Raw genomic sequence first — 20,719 nt, forward strand, 5'->3', positions numbered from 1 at the left:
AGGGACTGGACATGGTGGGACTTCCTGATTCTCGCCCTACGTCAAACGGCGAACTTGCTCTGAGCTACCCGCCTCAACTCACCCTGACACGTAGGGAGGTCGCGGCAACGAGATGGCTCGCCACGCTGATTTCACGGCAGCTCGAGCGGCGGGGCCATCGGCACGCCAGCCCCAACGCCGTCTGCATCCGCGGATTCACCGGCAACACAACCTGGCGTTCCGGGGACGCTCCCGACCGGGACCATCGGAACGGGCACGCTGACGTCCGACAACGGTACTACCGGCAATGTGAGGTTCGATTTCCACGGAACCGAGCTCACGCTCCACATCGATGACCTCGTCACTCCGGCAGCGGCAACGGTCGACGCGGTGACCGCGACCCAGCCCATACCGGCGAACCAAACCTGCTACGACAGCGGCTTCCGCATGGACTTCGGGCCGTTCACGAGCGGAAGCGGCGCCTACGGCTGGGGTGACCTCAGCATCCTCAGCGGAGATCCCAGCGGAATCGACCAGGTCATTCTGGTCACAACCCCCGCCCAACCGGACACGACCGACCCGGACTGCCGTGAGGCCGTCGTCGCGCGCGCCGACATCCGTTGGACCTTCGCGCCGCTCCGCGGCTACCTCAACCCCGTGGACTCCGGTGCGACGCCCGGCGCCCGGGGCACGGTCGACGTCATCGACGGCAGGCCCGCGGGCTATACCGCCGCAACGAATGAATACCGCGCCGACGTGGCCGCCCGATTCGGCATCACCGTCGACGACCTCACCTATTTGAACGATGCCCAGCTGATGGGCACGAACAAGGAAACCGCGCCGGCGGGAAGGCGACTCAACCTGCTCCTCGCAGACCGATAGCACGAGCACATGGGCAGCACGAAGAGAGTGGGCCGGGCGATGAGGAAAGGGAGCCGCCTGTCAGAATCGAACTGACGACCTTCTCATTACGAGTGAGATGCTCTACCAACTGAGCTAAGGCGGCGTGACGCCCGAATGCTTCTTTCCGGAAACGCGCGGTGACACAGCAACAAAGCTTAGCTGGTCCGGAGGGTCAATTCGTACAGCCCCGCGAACGACGCCCGCACCCGATCGGCGAGCGGCTCCGACTCGTCTCCCTCGGCCCAGCAGCGCCAGGCGTGTCGCAGGGCTGCGACCGCGACGAGCGTGAGCAGCAGGGCGCGCTGGTGCAACGCGATCGGGTCGGCGGCGAGCACGGGATCGTCCGCCGCGAGGCGCCGGCTGATCACGTCGTCGAGGTGTCCCTCGAAGCTGCGGAGGGTAGCCATCCGCATGCCGAACAGGTAGGGGTTCTCCTTCATCACCTGACGCCGCAGATGGTGAATCTCCCGGTCATCCTGGGAATTCTGCACGCTGGTCGAGAGCAGCACCGCGAGGTCGGCGAGGATGTCACCGGAGGGGCTCCTGTGTACGAAGTCCTCGATCTCCGCCTCGGAACCGAGGGTGAGATCGTCACCGGCGAGGGCGGCGTCCTTCGACGGGAAGTAGTTGAAGAAGGTGCGCGGGGACACATCGGCGATCCGGCTGATGTCCTCGACGGTGACCTTGTCGACCCCGCGCTCGGACGCGAGCGTGAGCACAGCGAGTTGGATGGCCCGGTGGGTCGCCAGACGTTTCCGTTCACGCAGGCCGGGTTCTTCCGCAACATCCACCATGGTCACATTCTTACACGGCGCGCAAATGTGCAGTCCTCGAGTCGTCACCGGATGCCGCACGGCCGCCCCCGCACATCAGCACTTCGGGTCGGTGGCCGGCACCGTCCCCTGCAGCAGGTATGAGTCCACCGCGTTGTTCACGCAGGCATTGGACTTGTTGTACGCAGTGTGCCCCTCGCCCGCGTACGTGACGAGCTGCGCACTGTCGAGCTGCCTGGCCAGGCTCTGCGCCCACACGTACGGGGTCGCCGGGTCGTTCGTCGTGCCGACGACGAGGATCGGCGCCGCTCCCGGCGCGTGGATCTCGGCGCGGGTTCCGGTGAACTTGTCCGGCCAGTTCGCACAGCCGGTGTCGCCGTAGGCCATGTACTTGCCGATGACCGGCGCTGCGGCCTCGATGGCCGCGGCGTCGGCGCGCATCACGGCCGGGTCGTCGTTGTAGCTGTAGTCGAGGCAGTTGATCGCCAGGAAGGCCTCGGTCGAATTGTCGAGGTATGTCCCGTCGGAGTTACGGCCGTTGTAGGCATCCGCGAACTGGAACGCGATCTTGGTGTTGCCCTGCATCACGCTCGACAGCATCTCGCTCAGGTTCGGCCACGCCGACGCCTGGTACAGCGGGTAGATGATGGCGGTCAGCAGCGTGTTGGCGCCGAGCATCCGGCCATCGCTCGCGGCGATCGGGCTCCGGTCGACCGAGTCGAGCAGCGCGGAGATGGTGGTCATCGCCTGGTCGACGGTGCCGTTGAACGGGCACTTCGATCCAGCCAGGCAATCGGCGAGGTAGGAGCGTAGCGCGCTCTCGAAGCCGACGGCCTGCACCCGGGTCACCTCGGCATTGCTCGTGGACGGGTCGAGGGCTCCATCGAGGACGAGGCGGCCGACCTTGTCCGGGAACAGGTTGGCGTAGGTGGCGCCGAGGAAGGTGCCGTAGGAATAGCCGAGGTAGTTGAGCTGGGCATCGCCGAGCACGGCACGCAGCATGTCGAGGTCATGGGCAGCGCTCACGGTGTCGACGTGGGCGAGGAGGGCGCCGGTGTTGGTGGCGCAGGCGGCTCCGAAGTCGGTCGAGGACTTCTCGACCTCCTGGATCCAGGCATCCGTGCCGCGGGCTGCTGTCGGGATGGCGTACAGGTACTGGTCCATCTCGGCAGCCCCGAAACACTTCACCGCTGACGAGCGCCCGACGCCGCGCGGGTCGAACCCGACGATGTCGAATCCGGCCTGCAGCTTCGCATCCGTGGCGTAGTCGAGGGACCCCTTCACGAAGTCGTACCCGGAGCCGCCGGGACCGCCGGGGTTGACCAGGAGCGAGCCGACCCGGGTGCCGGTCGCGACGTGCCGCACGAGGGCGAGGTCGACGGTGTCGGTTCCGGGCGCGCTCCATTCGAGCGGGGCCTTCGCGGTGGTGCACTGCAGGCTGTTACCGCAGTCGGTCCAGGTGAGCACCTGGTTGTAGAACGGGTCGAGGGCGCTGCTGACGCTCTCCCCGGTGGGGGACGACGTCGAGGCCGAGGGTTGCGGCAGGAACGCGGGCACGCATCCGCTGAGCCCCATCGTGACGACGACGGCGGCGGCCAGGATCGCGAAGCGGCGGGCGGCCGGGTGGCGCGTCCGGGTGCCATTCGACACCGGGCCGTTCGACGCCGGGCGCTGGCGGATGCGTGTGGTCAACGGTTCCTCTTTACTGGTCTGGTCATGCAGGCGGTTCAGGCTCTTACGAGCGCCGCGCGTGGGCGGTGGCATCGTCGTAGTCATCGCTTCATCGCCGGATGGCGGACACCAGCATTGCCTCGAGGGCCAGGGCCGGTGCCACATTGGATTCAATTCTCTGCCGCGCGATCGCGATGGCGTCCAGTGTCGCGAGCGTCGTGACGGTCGCGCACGCCGCCGCTGCGGCGCGCACTCCGACGAGGAGCTCGCGGTTGATCACTTCATTCTCGCGGCCGAACTGTACCATGATCACATCCCGGTACAGCGAGGTCAGATCCACGAGGATCCGGTCGAGCCCGTCGCGCAGGCTCCGGGTGGCCCGCCGTTTCTGGTCGTCTTCCAGCGCCTTGATCTGGCCGCGGAGCGCGGGCGGCACCGACTTGCCGGGCTCGACGCCGAGGGAGCGGAGCACACCCTCGCGTTCGGCGGCGTCCCGCTCGAGGGTGATCGCCTTCGCGTCGTCACCGGCGATCGCGAGCAGTCGCGCCGCGGCGTTCACTGCGTGCGACACCCCACGGATGCCGAGCGCGGCCTTCAGGGTTTCCTCGCGCCGTTCGCGGGCCTCGGGGTTCGTGGCCAGCCGCCGCGCCATGCCGATGTGGCTCTGTGCTTCGCGGGCGCAGCGCTCGGCGATGACAGGGTCGACCCCCTCGCGCGCGACAAGAAGCGCGGCGACGTCGGCGACGCTCGGGACGCGCAACCTGACCGTGCGCACCCGGGACCGGATGGTCGGCAACAGGTCGGCCTCACTCGGGGCGCAGAGGATCCACACGGTGCGTTCCGGCGGCTCTTCGAGGGCCTTGAGCAGCACATTGGAGGTGCGCTCGACCATGCGGTCGGCGTCTTCGACGACGATGACCCGGTATCGGCCGACCGAGGGCGAATACTGGGAGCGTTTGACGGCCTCCTTGACGGATTCCATCTTGATGATGACGCCCTCGGTGGCGAGCACGACGAGGTCGGGGTGGGTGCGGGCCTCCACGAGCCGTTCGGCGGTCGCGTCTTCGGCTGGCGTTCCCGGGCTGAGGAGGGCGGCGGCGAAGGCGAAGGCCAGGTTGGACCGGCCCGAACCAGGCGGGCCCGTGATGAGCCAGGCGTGCGTCATGGACGCGGAGGTGCTCGAAGCCGAGGAGCCGGAGGCGACGGCGCTGCTGCCGGCGGTGCTGCCGGCGGTGCTCCCGGCGGCGCTCCCGGCGGTGCTGCCGGCGGTGCTCGCGGGGGCGTCAACCGCGCTCTGCTGCGGCGCGGCGGCGGCGCGGAAGATCGCGATCGCATCCGCCTGGCCGGTCAGGTTGTCCCACACGCTCATTCCCTCAGGGTACCGGTCGCCGCTGACATCCCGCCCAGACGCCTGCGAGGTCAGAGCAGGGGGGCTACGCGGGCGCGGATCGCCGCGGCGATCTCGTCGACCGGGCGCGCGGCATCCACGACCAGGAAACGGTCGGGCTCGGCGCGGGCGAGGTCGAGGAACGCAGCACGCACCCGCCCGTGGAAGTCGTCCTTCTCGGCCTCGAGGCGGTCGAAACGCTTGTTGGCGGCGTCGAGCCGGCCGCGCGCGACGGTCTCATCGAGGTCGAGCAGGATGGTGAGCTCGGGCAGCAGGCCTTCCGCGGCCCAGAGCGACAGCTCGCGGATCTCCGAGGCGCCGAGTACCCGCCCCGCGCCCTGGTAGGCGACGGATGAGTCGAGGTAGCGGTCCTGGACCACCACGTCCCCGCGGGCGAGCGCCGGACGCACGGCAGTGGCGATGTGCTGGGCGCGATCGGCCGCGTAGAGCAGGGCCTCGGCGCGCGGGGACACCTCGCCGGTGTGGTGCAGGACGATCTCACGGATTTCGACGCCGACGACGGTGCCGCCGGGCTCCCGGGTGCGCAGCACCGTGCGGCCCTGCTCACCGAGCCACTCGGCGAGCAGCCGGGCCTGGGTGGACTTGCCCGAACCGTCGCCGCCCTCGAGGGTAATGAAGAGGCCGGTCGGGGCGGCCTCAGTGGAGGCCGCCCCGGTCACGTCTGCTGCGGTCACGACTGGGTGGTCGAACCCGCGGGAGTCTTCGTCGCTGCAGTCCTGGTCGTCGCGGTCTTGGTGGAGGTCCCTGTCTTGGTGACGGCCGGCTTGCGGACTGCGGTCTTGATGACCGTGGTCTTCGTAGCGGTGGCCTTCTTCACGACGGGCTTCTTCACGGCGGGCTTCTTGGCGACCGGCTTCTTGGCGGGGGCCTTCTTCGCGGGCGCCTTCTTGACGGCCGGTCCCTTGGCGCGCTTGTCGGCGAGGAGCTGCACGGCCCGGTCGAAATCGACCTCTTCGACCGTCTCGGCCTTCGGGATCGTCACATTCGTGACACCGTCGGTGACGTAGGCGCCGAATCGGCCGTCCTTGATCTTGATCGCCTTGCCGCTGTCCGGGTCGGGCGTCTCGAATTCCTTGAGGGCGCTCGACGCACGCCGCGCACCGTACTTGGGCTGGCTGTACAGTTCGACCGCTCCGGGCAGGTCGATCTCGAAGATCTGGTCCTCGCTCGTGAGCGAGCGGGTGTCGACGCCCTTCTTCAGGTACGGGCCGAACTTGCCGTTCTGTGCGGTGATCTCGGTCTGCGTTTCGGGGTCGAGGCCGACGACGCGCGGGAGGGCGAGCAGCCGGAGCGCGGTCTCGAGGTCGATCGTCGCGAGGTCCATCGACTTGAATAGCGAGGCGGTGCGCGGCTTGTCGGCGGGGGCGATCTTCTTCGCGGCCGGCTTGCGCTTGGGCTTCGCTGCGGGAGCGCCGGCGTCGACCAGCTGGGTCACTTCACCGGTGAGCGGGTCGATGGTCTCGCCGGCGGACTCGGTCTGGGTCTCGACGAGTTCGACGACGGCGGGCTCGGCGGGCGCCGGGTCGAGCTCGGTCACGTACGGGCCGAAACGACCGTCCTTGGCGACGATGTTCTTGCCGGTCTCCGGGTTGACCCCGATGACGCGGTCGATGACGACGGGCGCGTCGATGAGCTGACGTGCTTTCGCGGGGGTCAGTTCGTCGGGTGCGAGGTCCGGCGGGATGTTCACCCGGCGCGGCGGGGCATCCGCTGCGGCGGCAGGGTCGATGACCTCGAGGTAGGGGCCGTACTTGCCGATGCGGAGGGTGATGTCGTCACCGATCGGCATCGAGTTGATCGACCGGGCGTCGATCTCACCGAGGTTGTCGACGACCTGGCGGAGACCGCGGTGCTTCTCGGAGCCGAAGTAGAAGCTGTTGAGCCAGTCGACGCGGTCGGCCTTACCGTCGGCGATGCGGTCGAGGTCGTCTTCCATCTCGGCGGTGAAGTCGTATTCGACGAGATCGGTGAAGTATTCCTCGAGCAGGCGCACCACGGAGAAGGCGATCCAGTTCGGCACGAGCGACTGGCCGCGCGGGGTGACGTAGCCGCGGTCGGTGATCGTGGAGATGATCGAGGCGTACGTCGACGGGCGGCCGATGCCGAGCTCTTCGAGCTTCTTGACGAGGCTCGCCTCGGTGTACCGGGCGGCCGGGGTGGTCTCGTGGCCCTTGGCCTCGACCTCGAGCAGGGACAGCGACTGGCCCTCTTCGAGCGGCGGCAGCTTGGACTCGGTCGGGTCGGTGGGCGCGTTGCGCTCTTCGTCGCGGGATTCCTCGTAGGCGAGCATGAAGCCGCGGAAGGTGATCACCGTGCCGCTCGCGGAGAACTCGGCGAGCACGCCGGACGCCGCGGGGTGCGGCGAGACGCCGGTCGGGCCTGCCGCGATGGTGACGGACGCGGTCGAACCGGTCGCGTCGGCCATCTGCGAGGCGACCGTGCGCTTCCAGATCAGGTCGTAGAGGCGGAAGTCGTTACCGCGGATGGTGTTCGCGAGCGAGGAGGGCGTGCGGAAGGTATCGCCGGACGGGCGGATGGCCTCGTGGGCCTCCTGCGCGTTCTTGCTCTTGCCCTTGTAGAGGCGCGGCTGGGCCGGCACCGTTTCGGGGCCGTAGAGAGAGGATGCCTGGTTGCGGGCCGCGGTGATTGCCTGCTGCGAGAGCGACGGCGAGTCTGTACGCATGTAGGTGATGTAGCCGTTTTCGTAGAGCGACTGGGCGACGCTCATGGTCTGCCGGGCGGTGAAGCGCAGCTTGCGGGCGGCTTCCTGCTGCAGGGTCGATGTCGTGAACGGGGCGGCCGGGCTGCGACGGTACGGCTTGGAGGCGACCTTGGTCACGGTGATCGCGACGCTCGGTTCCTTGAGCGCGTCGGCGACGGCGAGGGCGGATGCCTCATCGAGCGTCGTCGCCGTGACCTTGGGCTTGAGGCGGCCGAGATCGTCGAAGTCGCCGCCGGAGGCGATGCGTTCGCCGTTGAGGCGCACGAGCTTGGCCTGGAAAGCGGCATCCTCGCGCGCCGTACCGGAGGCGAGCTGGGCCGAGAGGTCCCAGTAGCCGGCGGAGACGAACGCGAGGCGTTCGCGTTCGCGGTCGACGACGAGGCGGGTCGCGGCGGACTGCACGCGACCGGCGGAGAGGCCAGGGCCGACCTTGCGCCAGAGCACGGGGGAAATCTCGTAGCCGTAGATGCGGTCGAGGATGCGCCGGGTCTCCTGCGCGTCGACGAGGGCCGTGTCGAGGTCGCGGGTGTTGTCCTTGGCCTTGAGGATCGCTTCCTTGGTGATCTCGTGGAACACCATGCGCTTCACGGGGACCTTGGGCTGGAGGACCTGCAGGAGGTGCCAGGCGATGGCCTCGCCTTCGCGGTCCTCATCAGTTGCGAGCAGGAGTTCATCGGCCGTCTTCATCGCCCGCTTGAGCTCGGCGACGGTCTTCTTCTTCGCGTCGGACACGACGTAATACGGCTCGAAGCCGTTGTCGACGTCGACGGAGAACTTGCCGAGGGGCCCCTTCTTCAGTTCAGGGGGCAGGTTTTTTGGCTCGATCAGGTCCCGAATGTGGCCGACCGAGGACAGGACCTCGTAGCCGTCGCCGAGATACGCGGCGATCGACTTCATTTTTGTCGGCGATTCGACAATGACCAGCTTCTTAGCGCCTGGCACCAGACTCCTCTTTATAGGTATCGGCCCGTTGAAGGGCCAAGGCACACCATACACACAGAAAGATGGTGCCCACCTAATCGGCCACACGTCACACAGGGCTTTGGGGCTTGCCAGCCTCGCCTGGGTGAGGACAATGGAGGCATGGGTACAGCAGCTACGGGCACGTACACCGCGAAGCTTACGGACGGCCCCCTCGAAGGCAAGACGATCACCACGGAGTTCCTCGAGACGGGCGATATCCGGCCTCGTCTGGAGATTCCCGCGGAGTCCGGTGGCAAGCGCTACGTCTATACCCGCGGCGCCGGCCTGGAGTTCGACTCCACGGAGTTCCCCGAGCGACCGACGGCCGTCGACTACCGCTACCTCGAGGCCATTTTCGACTGAGCCGGCCGCTTCGCCCCGACCGTTCCCGGGCGAAGCTCCGCCTCCCGGTGCACCCGCCGAACCCGGTGGACCGGCCCTGGCGCGCGCTCTCAGGTTCCAGCCGAGAAATTCCCGGGTGACCGTGACGCTCGCGATCGGGCCGGCCGTTGTGCAGCGCGCCACGGATGCCCCGTCGAGGGCCGCGATCTCGGCCGCGGCCTCGCAGGGCACCCCGGCCACGAGTCCCGACAGCGTGTCCGCTGCGGCGAGCGCCGTGGCATCCGCCGCCGCCCGCACGGTCTGGCCGACGACGAGCACCGCGATGAACGGGAGCAGGAGCGCGGTCAACAGCACGACCGCCCCGAGGATGCCCACCGCGAGCACCGACCCGGAGCCACGATCGCGGTTGCGGGTCACGTGGCGCCTCCGAGCGCGCAGGAGCCCGCCGTCACCGTGATCCCGAGCGCTGCGGGAGCGCTCAGCCGGGCGCAGACCGCGTCGCCGCGCTGGTCCACTGAGACGGCCGCGCCGCCGACGAGTTGCCGGGCCAGACTGGTCGCGTGGTCGAGCCCGTCGCCCCGGGCGAGGGACCGGGCCGCCTGGGCCGCGGCATCCGCCAGCCGGACCTGCTGACCGCCGACCTGCACCCCGCCGAGGCAGAGCAGCAGCACGAGGAGCACTGCCGGAATGACGGCGGCGAATTCGGCCGTGATGCTGCCGCGCTCGGCCGGGACGGTGCTCCCGTCGGTGCCGGTCGCGTCACCGGCCGCGGCACGGGATGCGGCCCTCCGGCTACCCGACCGTGAGGGCATGGCGCACCAGCTCGGTGAGGATGCCGCGCACTTCGTCTCCCCGGAGGATGAGGATGAGCAATCCCGCGAAGCCGACGGCCGCCATCGTGGCGATCACGTACTCGGCGGTCGCGGCGCCCGCATCCTCCCGCAGGCGCCTGACGGCCCGGCGTGGTCGTCGTTTCACCGTGTCTGTTGAGCTCGGCATCTGTCCTTCTCCTCTCCCATCGATCGACGCGGTTGTCCGGCGGCACGATCGGTTCCAGATTCGCCCGCCAGACACCGAATCCCGCGGCCGATCCGGATTCGGTGGAAAACGCCGCCCGACCCGGCCCTGTTGAGGACGCCCGCCCCGCGTGGGATCGCGAGAGTACACTTTTGGCCCTTAAGACCGCGGTTTAAGGGCCAAAACTGCGCTCTCGCGATCGGGCGAGGACGGCAAAGAGGAGGCGATTTTTGCTCCACGACGACCAATTTCAGAAAGGGGTTACCTTTGGCGAAAGATGAGCGTAGTGTCTTCCCAACGGCACCCACTAGGGTCCGGGGAACGAGGCGCTGATGGCAGACAAATCCCCAAAGAAGAGCACCGGCAAGACTGCCGCAGCGAAGACTCTGAAGGAAAAACGCGCCGACAAGAAAGCTCGTCCGGAGCGCAAGGACTAGAGCAACTGGACAGTTTCACCGTGACTTCGAAAGAGTCGGGCCCAAGGGCCCGGCTCTTTTTTCGTGCTCGGGTCTTTTCGTGCCCGGGTCTCTTCGTACACGGCTGCCGCGGCTAGAACTCCGAGAGCGTCGTCGACAGCACCGTCACGAGGAGCGGCACCACGCCGAGCAGCATGAAGGCCGGCAGGACACACACGCCGAGGGGAACCAGCAGGGCGATCCTGAGGGTGACCGCCCGCCGCTGGCCTGCTGTCCGGGCGTCGCGGCGCAGCTGCTCGGCTTCGCTGCGCAAGAGCTCGGCGGCGGGCACGCCGGCGCGCACGGCCAGGTCCAGCACCCGGTCCGCGGCGGAGCGGCCGGGGTCCGCCGAGTAGCCGGGGTCGGTTGAGCGGCCGCGTCTTGCGGTGCGGCCGAGGGCGGCGGAGCGGCCGGGCTTCGCGGGCTCCGACCGCCGGCCTCGTTCCGGATGCGGGTCTGGCGCGGCGGGGAGATAGCGGCCGAGCGCCTCGGTCACCAGGGCCTGGGCGCGGTCGACCGAACCGCCGCCGCTCATCGCGATCGCGGTCAGGTCCAGATCGAGGCCCGGCGTCGGCGCCCGAGCCCGGGCCCGCCGGAGCAGCCGGCGATTCCACCGGTTCCCCGCGAGTATGAGTCCGGTACCGCTGCCGAGGCACAGCCAGCCCGGTACGGTCAGGAACAGCGTCGCGACGGTGTTGAACCCGAGCAGCACGCCGAAGAGGATCCCGACGAGCGGCAGGACGGCGACCAGCCGGGCGGTCGCGGCCGGGCCGGCGAGCGCCGTCTCGAGGTCCGCATGAAGCTGGCCGAGGTCGCGCAGGCTGGCCGCGAGCTGACGCAGGCACGCGGCGAGCGGCGCCCCTGACCGGGTCGCCACCTCCCACGCGGCGGCGACCGCGCACCAGGCCTCGCCCGACTGCCCGCCAACGGCCCGCGCCTCCCCCGCAATGGCCTCCGCAACGCTGTCCCCGCGACTCGCGGCGAGACCGGCGGCGCGCACGACACGGATGCCGACGGCCGGCGAATCGCCACCCGCCCGGTTCACCCGCGGTCGCCTCCGATCCGCACCCCTCTGGGCAGCGCGAGAGGCGTCAGGGCCGGCGTCCTCGTCCAGGTATCCCCACGCGTTCACGGGCGACACCCCTGCCGAGAGGAGCACGGCCAGCCGCTGCACGATCCGGGCCGCATCCTCGATGTCGGCGTCCCCTCGGGCTTGCTTGACCGCTCCACGGCGCATCACGGGATGCCCCCGGCCGGCACGCCCACCAGCACGGCCACCAGCAGCCCGCGGCCGTCGAGCTCGAACCGGCCGAGCTGCGCGAGCCTGCGCTCACCGCCGCGGCGCTCGAGGTGCAGCACGAGGCCGATCGCGCTGACGGCCTGCCGGGCGACGGCCGCCTGGCTCATCCCGGCGAGCGCCCCGAGGGCCTCGAGCTGGGCGGGCACGTCGCCCAGGGAGTTCGCGTGCAGGGTGCCCGCCCCGCCGTCATGGCCGGTGTTGAGGGCGGCGAGCAGTTCGCGCAGTTCGCCGCCGCGGCATTCGCCGAGCACCAGCCGGTCCGGGCGCATCCGCAGGGCCTCGCGGAGCAACGCGTCCAGGCCGACCCGCCCGGCGCCTTCGAGGTTCGGCTGCCGCGATTCGAGCGCCACGACGTGGGGGTGGTCGATGCGGAGTTCGGCGACGTCCTCGATGACGACGATGCGCTCCCCCGGCGGCGCCTCGCCGAGAAGTGCTGCCAGCAGGGTGGTCTTGCCGCTGCCCGCAGCCCCGGTCACGAGCAGGTTCTCCCGTCCCTGCACCGCTGCACGCAGCCGGTCGCTGAGCGCGAGGCCCACCGTCCCCGAGCCGAACAGGCCCCCAGCGGCGAGCGCGTCCAGTCGCGGCCGGTCGGGCCGCGGCAGCCGGATCGAGAGCAGGGTGCCCGTGCTCGACACCGGCGGCAGCACGGCGTGCACCCGGATGCCGTCGGCGAGCCGCACGTCGACGCACGGGCTCGCCTCGTCGATGTGCCGGCCGCCGAGCGCGATCAGCCGCACCGCGAGCGCCCGCACCTCGGCCTCGGCACACCGCCAGCCCGACTGCCGCACCGGGCCGAGGCCCGCATCGACCCAGAGGCCGGCCTCGCCGTTGACGAACAGGTCCGTCACACCTGCGGATGCCGCGTACCGCGCGATCGGGCCCAGTCTGGCCAGGTTCCGCCCGGGCACCAACCCCGTCACCGACCCCGGCCCCGTCACCGGCGCGCGCTCCCCCGGGTCGGCGACCTCGGGCATCCGCTCACGGTTGAGCGACGGGGCGGCGACGAACGGTTGCACCATGACCCGAAAGTATCCGGCGATGACCTCGTGGACGGGGCCACAACACCAGGCTGGGGACGCGTCGCCCTGCACGACGACGGTGGAGGACGAGCCACCGAACCGCCGGAAAACTGCCGGAAACCCGTCGGGTCGCTAAAAAAAGGGGGGCGGCACCTATTGGGGGGAACAGGTGCCGCCTCGGCATCACGCTGATTGGGGGGAACCAAACGTGATGCAGGTCAAAACTTTCGTTCGGACGAGTCCAAGTGTATAAGGAAAATCAAGATGCGCAAGTCCCCCGTGTCCTCATAAATGAGGACACGGTGACGCGGCCCCCGTTCAGGGGTGACCTCGGGCGATCCCGGAGAGTTCTCCGGGGAGAGAGCCGCTCCGCAATTCCCCGCAACGTGAGTTCGCGGATCGTCAGGGTATGGTGCACGAGGGGCTTGTTACGCACCCGGCCGTCATCGCAAAGGAGCGACAAGCTATGAGCGTTCAGATCGACCACCTTCTCAACGAAACCCGCAGGTTCGCACCGACTGCCGAGTTCGCGGACCAAGCCATCGGCACCGCGCAGCTCTACACGGATGCCGCGAACGATCGCCTCGGATTCTGGGCCGATCAGGCCCGCGAGCTGCTGCACTGGCACAAGCCGTTCACCACCGTGCTCGACTGGACCAACCCGCCGTTCGCGAAATGGTTCGAGGACGGGCACCTCAATGTGGCCTGGAACTGCCTCGACCGGCACGTGCTCGCGGGCAATGGCGACCGGGTCGCGCTCTACTTCGAAGGCGAGCCAGGAGACTCCCGCGCGATCACCTACGCCGAGTTGACGGCCGAGGTGAAGCGCGCTGCGAATGTGCTGACAAAGCTCGGCGTGCAGGCCGGGGACCGGGTCGCGATCTACCTGCCGATGATCCCGGAGGCCGTGATCTCGATGCTCGCCGTCGCCCGGATCGGCGCTGTGCACTCGGTCATCTTCGGCGGCTTCAGCGCTGAGAGCCTGCGCTCACGAATCGACGACGCGAACGCGGTGCTCGTGATCACCGCGGACGGCGGCTACCGCAAGGGCCGCGTCACGCCCCTCAAGCCCGCGGTCGACATGGCGCTGACCGGTGTGCCGACGACCGTGCGCAACGTGCTCGTCGTCAAGCGCACCGGCAACGACGTGGAGTGGACCGACCGCGACCTGTGGTGGCACGACGAGCTCGCGAGCGTCGACGCCGAGCACGAGGCCGAGGGTTTCCCCGCCGAGAATCCGCTGTTCATTCTCTACACCTCCGGCACGACCGGTAAGCCCAAGGGCATCCTGCACACGAGCGGCGGGTACCTCACCCAGGTCGCCTTCACCCACAAGAACGTCTTCGACCTGCACCCCGAAACGGATGTCTATTGGTGCACCGCGGACGTCGGCTGGATCACGGGTCACAGCTACGTGACCTACGGCCCGCTCGCCAACGGGGCGACGCAGGTCCTCTTCGAGGGCACCCCGGACACCCCGCACCCGGGCCGCTGGTGGGAGATCGTCGAGAAGTACAAGGTCAGCATCCTCTACACGGCGCCCACCGCCATCCGCACGTTCATGAAGCTCGGCCGCCAGATTCCCCAGGGCTTCGACCTGTCGAGCCTGCGGCTGCTCGGCTCGGTCGGCGAACCGATCAACCCTGAGGCGTGGATGTGGTACCGCGAGGTGATCGGCGGCAACGTCGCCCCTGTCGTGGACACCTGGTGGCAGACCGAGACCGGCGCGATCATGATTTCGGCGCTTCCCGGGGTCACCGTCGCGAAGCCGGGCGCCGCGCAGGTACCGATCCCCGGGGTGTCGATCGACGTGCTCGACGAGGCCGGCGTGCACGTGGGCCACGGTAACGGCGGGCTGCTCGTCGTCACCGAGCCCTGGCCGTCGATGCTCCGCGGCATCTGGGGCGACCCGGAGCGGTTCATCGAAACGTACTGGGAGAAGTTCGGTGAGGCGAACCCGCGCTACTTCGCCGGCGACGGCGCCCGCCTCGACGAGGACGGCGATATCTGGCTGCTCGGCCGGGTCGACGACGTGATGAACGTCTCCGGGCACCGGCTCTCCACCGCGGAGATCGAGTCCTCGCTCGTGTCGCACCCGATGACGGCCGAGGCGGCCGTGGTCGGCGCGCACGACGAGACGACCGGCCAGGCTGTCGTCGCATTCGTGATCATCAAGTACAGCCACCTCGAGGAGTCCTCGCACGAGGACATCCAGGCGGTGCTGCGTGCGCACGTGACGCAGCAGATCGGCGCGATCGCCCGGCCCCGGCAGATCTTCATCGTGAACGAGCTGCCGAAGACCCGCTCGGGCAAGATCATCCGCCGCCTGTTGCAGGACGTCGCAGAGGGCCGCGAAATCGGCGACACGACGACCCTCGCCGACACCTCCGTGATGCAGGTGATCAAGAGCACCCTGGGGTAGCCGGGCCGGCCGGACGAGGGGGCAGTGAGGGTTTTCACAAGCGGCCCCCCTATCGTGGGGACAATGCCTCGTCTTCCCTCGTCCGGACGCCTGGTCGCGCTCGACGCACTCCGCGGTGTCGCCGCGGGCATTGTGCTCGTGCACCACGTCTCGATGACCGCTCCCGGCATCGCGGCCGCATACCAGTCGACCGTCGGCGTCGACACCGGTTCGGCGGGCTGGTGGTCGACCCTGACCCCGCTCAAGTTCCTCGTCGCCGGCCCCGAGTTCGTGCTGGTCTTCTTCGTCCTCAGCGGTTTCGTGCTCGTACGCTCACCGCTCGCGAGCCGGGCCGCGAGCACGGCGAACGGGCTCGCCGCCCGCGGCTACGACTGGGTGGCCTATTACCCGCGCCGCATCATCCGCCTGGCGATCCCCGTCGTCGTGTCCGTCGCCCTCGCCGCCGCGTGGATCCTCCTCGTGCCGCGTGCGGGCATCGACGTCGGCGGCAGTTGGCTCAAGCGGCAGGACAATCCCGACATCGGCCTCCCCAACCTGCTCGGCGAGGCGAGCGTCATCGGCGGCTCCGGCCGGCCGGACGTCAACCCGCCGCTCTGGTCGCTGACCTGGGAGATGTGGTTCTCGCTTCTGCTGCCGATCTGCGTGCTGCTCGCCGTCGCGACCCGCCGGCTGCCCGCGCTCTGGGCGGCGGCGTTCCTCGCCGTGAGTGCGACCGGGTACGTCACCGGCATCGAGCCGCTGATGTACCTGCCCGCGTTCGGCCTCGGCGCCCTGCTCGCCGCGAACCACGAGTCACTCCGCGTCTGGGCGGCCCGGGTCGCCGCACGACGCGGCGGCACCGCCATCTGGATCGAGCTCACCGCCCTCGGCCCCGCGCTGCTCGTGTCGCACTGGCTGCTGCGCCCGCAACTCAGCGGGCTCTGGGGCGACCTGACGCTCGCGCTGCGGGTGCCCGGCGCCGTGCTCGTCGTCGCCGTCGTCGCGCTCTGGCCCCCGCTGCAGCGCCCGCTCTCCGCCCGGCCGCTGGTCTGGCTCGGCCGGGTGAGCTTCAGCCTGTACCTCGTGCACTTCCCGGTCGTCGTCGCCTTCGGCACGATGTTCGGCCCTGGCCGCTGGTGGCTCGGCGCGCTCGTCTCTGTGCCGCTCAGCCTCGCGCTCGCGCAGCTGATGTACCTGTGGGTCGAGCTGCCCTCGCAACGCGTCGCGAATTGGACGGGCCGGTGGGCGAGCGAGACGGCCGGTGCGCTACGGAGGCGCGGCGGCAGGCGAACGGATGCCGCGGCATCCGCCGCCCCCACCTCTCCCGTGCCCGAGAACGAGCGCGCGAGCGCCTAAGCGAACGAGACGATGAGCTCCACCTCGACGGGCGAGTCGAGCGGCAGCACGGCGACGCCGACTGCCGACCGGGCGTGCACGCCGCGGTCGCCGAAGATCTCGCCGAGCACCTGCGACGCCCCGTTGACGACGCCGGGCTGGCCGGTGAACCCGGGGTCGGATGCGACGAACCCGGTGACCTTGACCACCTGCGTGATGCGGTCGAGCGACCCGATCACGGCCTTGATCGCGGCGAGGGCGTTGAGCGCGCACAGGCGGGCGTACTCCTGGGCGTCCGCGGCGGGCACGAGACCGTGGCCGTCGCCGACCTTTCCGGTCTCCGGCAGCACGCCGGACACCATCGGCAGCTGGCCGGAGGTGAAGACGAGGTTGCCAGAGACGACAGCGGGAACGTAGGACGCCACCGGGGGAACCACACTCGGCAGGTCGATCCCCAGTTCGGCGAGACGCGCATCAATGATCGACACGATCAGGCCTCCTTCACGACGGGACGCTTGAGGTATGCAACGAGGCCGCCCTCCGGTCCCGGCACGACCTGGACGAGCTCCCAGCCGTCCGATCCCCAGCTGTTCAGGATGGCGGCGGTGTTGTGGATCATCAGCGGGGTGGTGAGGTACTCCCAGGCAGGCATAAGACTCCGATTCAGGCGGTTTTACAGATTTGTCCCTTACGCTCAATTGTATGTCTGCCAAAAATCGAACGGTCAGCGGCTCCCTGGGCGGTCTCCTGGGTTTCGTTGGAATGAGTGCAATCGTCGGTGTTCTCGTGACGGCCGCGGTCACTCCCGCTCTCGCTTTGTCGGGCATGGCTGCCACGAACACGATCAACGTCTTCGAGAACCTGCCCGACTACCTGAAGATCGACCAGCTCTCGCAGAAGAGCAACATCTACGCGACCACGAGCACCGGCGCCCCCTACCTCCTGGCCTCGTTCTACGACCAGAACCGCGTCGAGGTCGCCTCGGATGCGATCAACCAGTTCGTCAAGGACGCCGCGACCTCCGGTGAAGACCCCCGGTTCTACGACCACGGCGGCGTCGACCTGCAGGGCACCGTCGGCGGCCTCGTCTCGACCCTCGCGGGCGGCGGCACCCGCGGTGGTTCCTCGATCACCCAGCAGTACGTCAAGAACGTGCTCGTGCAGAAGTGCGAAGTGCTCACGGATGCGCAGAAGAAGTCGGACTGTTATGACGCGGCCACCGCGACCACTCCCGACCGCAAGCTCAAGGAGATGCGCCTCGCGATCGGCGTGGAGAAGAAGTACGCGAAGGACGACATCCTCCGCCAGTACCTGAACATCACCGGCTTCGGCGGCACCGTCTACGGCATCGAATCGGCCGCGGAGTACTACTTCGGCGCGACGGCGGCGACGCTGACGCTCCCGCAGGCCGCGAGCCTCGTCGCGATCGTGAACAACCCGGTCAAGTTCCAGCTCGACCAGCCCGACAGCGAGACCAACGGCGCCGCGAACGGCTACGCCGCGAACAAGGACCGCCGCGACTACATCCTCGACCAGATGCTCAAGTACGGCAAAATCAACCAGGCCGACCATGACGCCGCGATCGCCACCGCCATCGAGCCCAGCATCCACGAACCCTCGACCGGCTGCCAGACCGCCGGCGGCAGCGCGTACTTCTGCGACCTCGTCGTAAGTACTCTGCAGAACAACCCGGTCTTCGGAGCCGACGACACCACCCGGATGGCCAACTTCCGCCGCGGCGGGTTCAACGTCTACACGACCCTCGACTTGGACCTCCAGCAGGCCGCTGAGGCGACGATGAAGGCCAACGTTCCCGACACCTTCCCCGGCTGGGACGTCGGTGGCGTGGCCGTGAGCGTCGGTGTGGGCACCGGGAAGGTGCTCGCCATGGCGCAGAACAAGGACTACAGCCAGGACCCGGCCGTGCAAGCCACCGGCGCGAACTACACGGGGATCAACTACAACACCAACGTCGACCAGGGTGGTTCGCACGGGTTCCAGCCCGGCTCGATGTACAAGGTGTTCACCCTCGCCGAGTGGTTGACCGAGGGTCACTCGCTCAATGAGCGGGTCGACTCCCGTATCAAGTCGAACTGGGGCACCTTCCGGGACAGCTGCGCGACCGGCGGCACCGTGAGCTTCCCGGGCTACAACCCGAAGAACGACTCGTCGTCCGAGACCGGCGCCAACTACAGTGCGCTGCAGTCGACGATCGGGTCCATCAACACGGGCTTCATCGGCATGGCGAAGAAACTCGACCTGTGTGCCATCCGCAAGACCGCGGAGGCCTTCGACGTCACGCGCGCCGACGGCGGCCCGCTCGAACAGGGTGCCTCCGCGGTGCTCGGCACCAACGAGGTCGCGCCCCTGAGCATGGCGGTCGCCTTCGCCGGCATCGCCAACAAGGGCACGACCTGCAGCCCGATCGTGATCGACCACATCACCGGCTCCGACGGAACCACACTCCCGGCGCCGACAAGCGACTGCCACCAGTCAGTCGACCCCAACGTCGCGGCCGGCATGACGACCGCCATGCAACAGGTCATGACCAGCGGAACCGCGATCGCCTCCAATTCGGCCACGAGCCCGAAGGTCCCGATGATCGGTAAGACCGGTACCACCGACGGCAACAAGGACACCTGGATGGGCGGCGCAAGCAGCAAGGTCGCTACCATCGTCGGAGTGATGAGCGTCACCGGCGACAAGGACCAGCGCAACACCACCTTCGCGAGCGGCCAGGCGGCCACCGCCCGGCACCGGATGTGGCCTGTCATAATGAGCGTCGCCAACGCCAAGTACGGCGGAGACGCGTTCCCCGCCGCGACCGGAACGATCGTCAATGCGGTTCAGATCCCCATCCCGGACCTCCGCGGCAAGAGCATCAGTGAGGCCCAGTCCACCCTTGAGGCGGCCGGCTTCCTGTTCGTCGACGGCGGCCCGATTGACTCGGAGCTCCCGGGCGGCACTGTCGCCAAGACCGACCCGGCAGGAGCAACAAGCACGAGCCGCGGCTCGAGCGTGACCGTGTACACCAGCAACGCCTCGCAGATCGTCGTGCCCGACGTCGTGGGCAAGAGTGAGGGTGAGGCTCGATCGACGCTCGGCAAGTTCGCCGTCGCGAAGACGGACGGCGACACCACCGATCCGACACAGGTGGGCAAGGTCATCTCGATGTCCCCGGCCGCCGGTGGCGGAGCCAAGCCCGGTGACACCATCACGATCGTGATCGGAAGGCTCGCCGCCACCAACAACGGCAACGGCAACGGCAAGGCTGGCGGATGAGTACCCTCGGCACCGGGGCCAAGGCCCTCCTCGTCGGCACGGGCGCGCTAGCCGCGGCCGGTGCCGGCGCGTTCGCCTGGGGATCTCTGCTCGAACGTCGGATGTTCACCCTGCGTGAGGCATCCGTGCCCGTGCTCGCCCCAGGCTCGAAACCGATCCGTGTGCTGCACATCTCGGACCTGCACCTCGCCCCCTGGCAGAAGGACAAACAGGAGTGGGTGCGCAGCCTCGCCGCGCTGAAGCCCGACCTCGTCGTGGACACCGGAGACAACCTCGGCCACACGGATGCCTTCGACGCCCTCGCGTACACGCTCGAGCCGTTCGCGGGGATCCCCGGGATCTTCGTCAACGGTTCCAACGATTTCTGGGGACCGCAGCTGAAGAATCCGTTCCGGTACTTCGGCGGACCGTCGCTGCTCAAGGCCGCCCCGCAGAACCGGCTCGACACCGACCGTCTGCACGGGATCTTCGCGAATCTCGGCTGGAACGACATCAACAATGCCGCGGAGGCGCTCGACATCAACGGCACCCACCTCGAGCTCTTCGGCGTGGACGACCCGCACATCGGACGCGATCGCCTCGACCTGATCACCCGGGCCGTCGACGACCTCCGCGGTGACGACCCGCTCGGCGACGAGACCTGGCCGGACTCCGCGGAGCACCGCGAGCCACGGCCGACGGTCACGATCGGCGTCGCGCACGCGCCGTACCGCCGGGTGCTCACCTCGTTCGTGAACCACGGCGCGCAGCTGATCCTCGCGGGGCACACCCACGGCGGCCAGGTCTGCGTGCCCGGCTTCGGCGCCCTCGTCACGAACTGCGACATTCCGCGGTCTCAGGTCAAGGGGCTCAGCCTCTGGGGATCCGGACTCCGCAGCGCATACCTCAACGTTTCGGCCGGCCTCGGCACGTCGATCTACGCCCCGGTGCGCTTCGCCTGCCCGCCCGAGGCGACCCTGCTGACCCTGACCGCCTCGTCGTAGGCGGCGCTCACGGGATCCGTTCGGGGGCTGCACCGAGCATCCATGTGCATGGGGTTATACTTGACAAGGCTTACGGGCCATCGGGGTATGGCGCAGCTTGGTAGCGCGCGTCGTTCGGGACGACGAGGTCGCAGGTTCAAATCCTGTTACCCCGACAGCAAAACAC

At 68.8% G+C, this 20,719-nt stretch carries 17 protein-coding genes, 2 tRNA genes and 1 pseudogene; 7 read left to right on the forward strand and 13 right to left on the reverse strand.

The genetic code is table 11. The features are described 5' to 3' along the window. Positions 1–288: 288 nt before the first annotated feature. Complete coding sequence (locus tag E3O39_RS00025) at positions 289–861, forward strand: hypothetical protein (RefSeq protein ID WP_134449651.1); 573 nt, start codon at positions 289–291, stop codon at positions 859–861. Positions 862–912: 51 nt separating this feature from the next. On the opposite strand, the gene E3O39_RS00030 is transcribed toward E3O39_RS00025, so the two are convergent. From E3O39_RS00030 to topA, 6 genes are all read right to left on the reverse strand, one after another. Continuing rightward, positions 913–985: transfer RNA gene (locus E3O39_RS00030), tRNA-Thr, on the reverse strand. A 52-nt stretch (positions 986–1,037) separates the two neighbouring features. Then, a complete protein-coding gene (locus tag E3O39_RS00035; protein WP_134449652.1) occupies positions 1,038–1,676 on the reverse strand; it encodes a TetR/AcrR family transcriptional regulator in 639 nt (212 codons plus the stop codon). A 75-nt stretch (positions 1,677–1,751) separates the two neighbouring features. Further along, positions 1,752–3,347, reverse strand: a complete 1,596-nt coding sequence (locus E3O39_RS00040) for an alpha/beta hydrolase (RefSeq protein ID WP_241975213.1) — start codon at positions 3,345–3,347, stop codon at positions 1,752–1,754. A gap of 88 nt (positions 3,348–3,435) precedes the next feature. Continuing rightward, positions 3,436–4,695, reverse strand: coding sequence for a DNA polymerase III subunit delta' (locus E3O39_RS00045; protein WP_134449654.1), 1,260 nt, complete (start codon positions 4,693–4,695; stop codon positions 3,436–3,438). 50 nt (positions 4,696–4,745) lie between these two features. After that, complete coding sequence (gene tmk / locus E3O39_RS00050; RefSeq protein WP_241975214.1) at positions 4,746–5,408, reverse strand: dTMP kinase; 663 nt, start codon at positions 5,406–5,408, stop codon at positions 4,746–4,748. Further along, on the reverse strand, positions 5,405–8,398 hold the full coding sequence (gene topA / locus E3O39_RS00055) for a type I DNA topoisomerase (RefSeq protein ID WP_134449655.1): 2,994 nt from the start codon (positions 8,396–8,398) through the stop codon (positions 5,405–5,407). Before topA ends, tmk begins: the two co-directional genes overlap by 4 nt. Before the next feature lie 141 nt (positions 8,399–8,539). Here topA and E3O39_RS00060 point away from each other — a divergent pair, with 141 nt between their 5' ends. After that, positions 8,540–8,782 carry a hypothetical protein gene (locus tag E3O39_RS00060; protein ID WP_134449656.1) on the forward strand — a complete coding sequence of 81 codons (243 nt, stop codon included), beginning with the start codon at positions 8,540–8,542 and terminating at the stop codon, positions 8,780–8,782. 126 nt (positions 8,783–8,908) lie between these two features. Here E3O39_RS00060 and E3O39_RS19790 read toward each other — a convergent pair. The 5 genes and pseudogenes from E3O39_RS19790 to E3O39_RS00085 form a co-directional block, all read right to left on the reverse strand. After that, positions 8,909–9,178, reverse strand: a pseudogene (locus E3O39_RS19790) (Rv3654c family TadE-like protein); the annotation flags it as partial. Then, entirely contained in the window at positions 9,175–9,573 is a 399-nt protein-coding gene (locus E3O39_RS00070; protein ID WP_134449657.1) for a TadE family type IV pilus minor pilin, read from the reverse strand. The gene E3O39_RS00070 and the pseudogene E3O39_RS19790, both read right to left, overlap by 4 nt. Continuing rightward, positions 9,554–9,760: a DUF4244 domain-containing protein gene (locus E3O39_RS00075; RefSeq protein WP_134449658.1), complete on the reverse strand. Its 207-nt coding sequence runs from the start codon at positions 9,758–9,760 to the stop codon at positions 9,554–9,556. Before E3O39_RS00075 ends, E3O39_RS00070 begins: the two co-directional genes overlap by 20 nt. A gap of 567 nt (positions 9,761–10,327) precedes the next feature. Further along, positions 10,328–11,473: a pilus assembly protein gene (locus E3O39_RS00080; protein WP_134449659.1), complete on the reverse strand. Its 1,146-nt coding sequence runs from the start codon at positions 11,471–11,473 to the stop codon at positions 10,328–10,330. After that, positions 11,470–12,552, reverse strand: a complete 1,083-nt coding sequence (locus tag E3O39_RS00085; protein WP_134449660.1) for a TadA family conjugal transfer-associated ATPase — start codon at positions 12,550–12,552, stop codon at positions 11,470–11,472. The genes E3O39_RS00080 and E3O39_RS00085 overlap by 4 nt, the downstream gene beginning before the upstream one ends. 466 nt (positions 12,553–13,018) lie before the next feature. Between E3O39_RS00085 and acs the strand changes: the two genes are divergently transcribed. Continuing rightward, positions 13,019–14,974, forward strand: coding sequence for an acetate--CoA ligase (gene acs / locus E3O39_RS00090; RefSeq protein WP_134449661.1), 1,956 nt, complete (start codon positions 13,019–13,021; stop codon positions 14,972–14,974). 63 nt (positions 14,975–15,037) lie between these two features. Then, positions 15,038–16,309 (forward strand): acyltransferase, encoded by a 1,272-nt coding sequence (locus tag E3O39_RS00095; RefSeq protein WP_134449662.1) that lies wholly within the window; start codon positions 15,038–15,040, stop codon positions 16,307–16,309. Here the strand turns inward: E3O39_RS00095 and E3O39_RS00100 are convergent. Both E3O39_RS00100 and E3O39_RS18820 read right to left on the reverse strand, forming a co-directional pair. Further along, positions 16,306–16,776, reverse strand: a complete 471-nt coding sequence (locus E3O39_RS00100; RefSeq protein WP_134449663.1) for a RidA family protein — start codon at positions 16,774–16,776, stop codon at positions 16,306–16,308. The genes E3O39_RS00095 and E3O39_RS00100 overlap by 4 nt on opposite strands. 2 nt (positions 16,777–16,778) lie before the next feature. Continuing rightward, positions 16,779–16,940 (reverse strand): DUF4177 domain-containing protein, encoded by a 162-nt coding sequence (locus tag E3O39_RS18820; RefSeq protein WP_166787392.1) that lies wholly within the window; start codon positions 16,938–16,940, stop codon positions 16,779–16,781. Positions 16,941–17,050: 110 nt separating this feature from the next. On the opposite strand from E3O39_RS18820, the gene E3O39_RS00105 reads away from it, so the two are divergent. The 3 genes from E3O39_RS00105 to E3O39_RS00115 all read left to right on the forward strand — a co-directional run bounded on the left by E3O39_RS00105 (position 17,051) and on the right by E3O39_RS00115 (position 20,708). Continuing rightward, positions 17,051–19,570: a transglycosylase domain-containing protein gene (locus E3O39_RS00105; protein WP_241984915.1), complete on the forward strand. Its 2,520-nt coding sequence runs from the start codon at positions 17,051–17,053 to the stop codon at positions 19,568–19,570. Further along, positions 19,567–20,553, forward strand: a complete 987-nt coding sequence (locus E3O39_RS00110; protein WP_134449665.1) for a metallophosphoesterase — start codon at positions 19,567–19,569, stop codon at positions 20,551–20,553. Before E3O39_RS00105 ends, E3O39_RS00110 begins: the two co-directional genes overlap by 4 nt. An 81-nt stretch (positions 20,554–20,634) precedes the next feature. Continuing rightward, a tRNA-Pro gene (locus E3O39_RS00115) sits at positions 20,635–20,708 on the forward strand. The last annotated feature ends 11 nt before the right edge of the window (positions 20,709–20,719 follow it).

Source organism: Cryobacterium sp. MDB2-A-1, from assembly GCF_004402675.1.
In the GTDB taxonomy this organism is placed as follows: Bacteria; Actinomycetota; Actinomycetes; order Actinomycetales; family Microbacteriaceae; genus Cryobacterium; species Cryobacterium glucosi.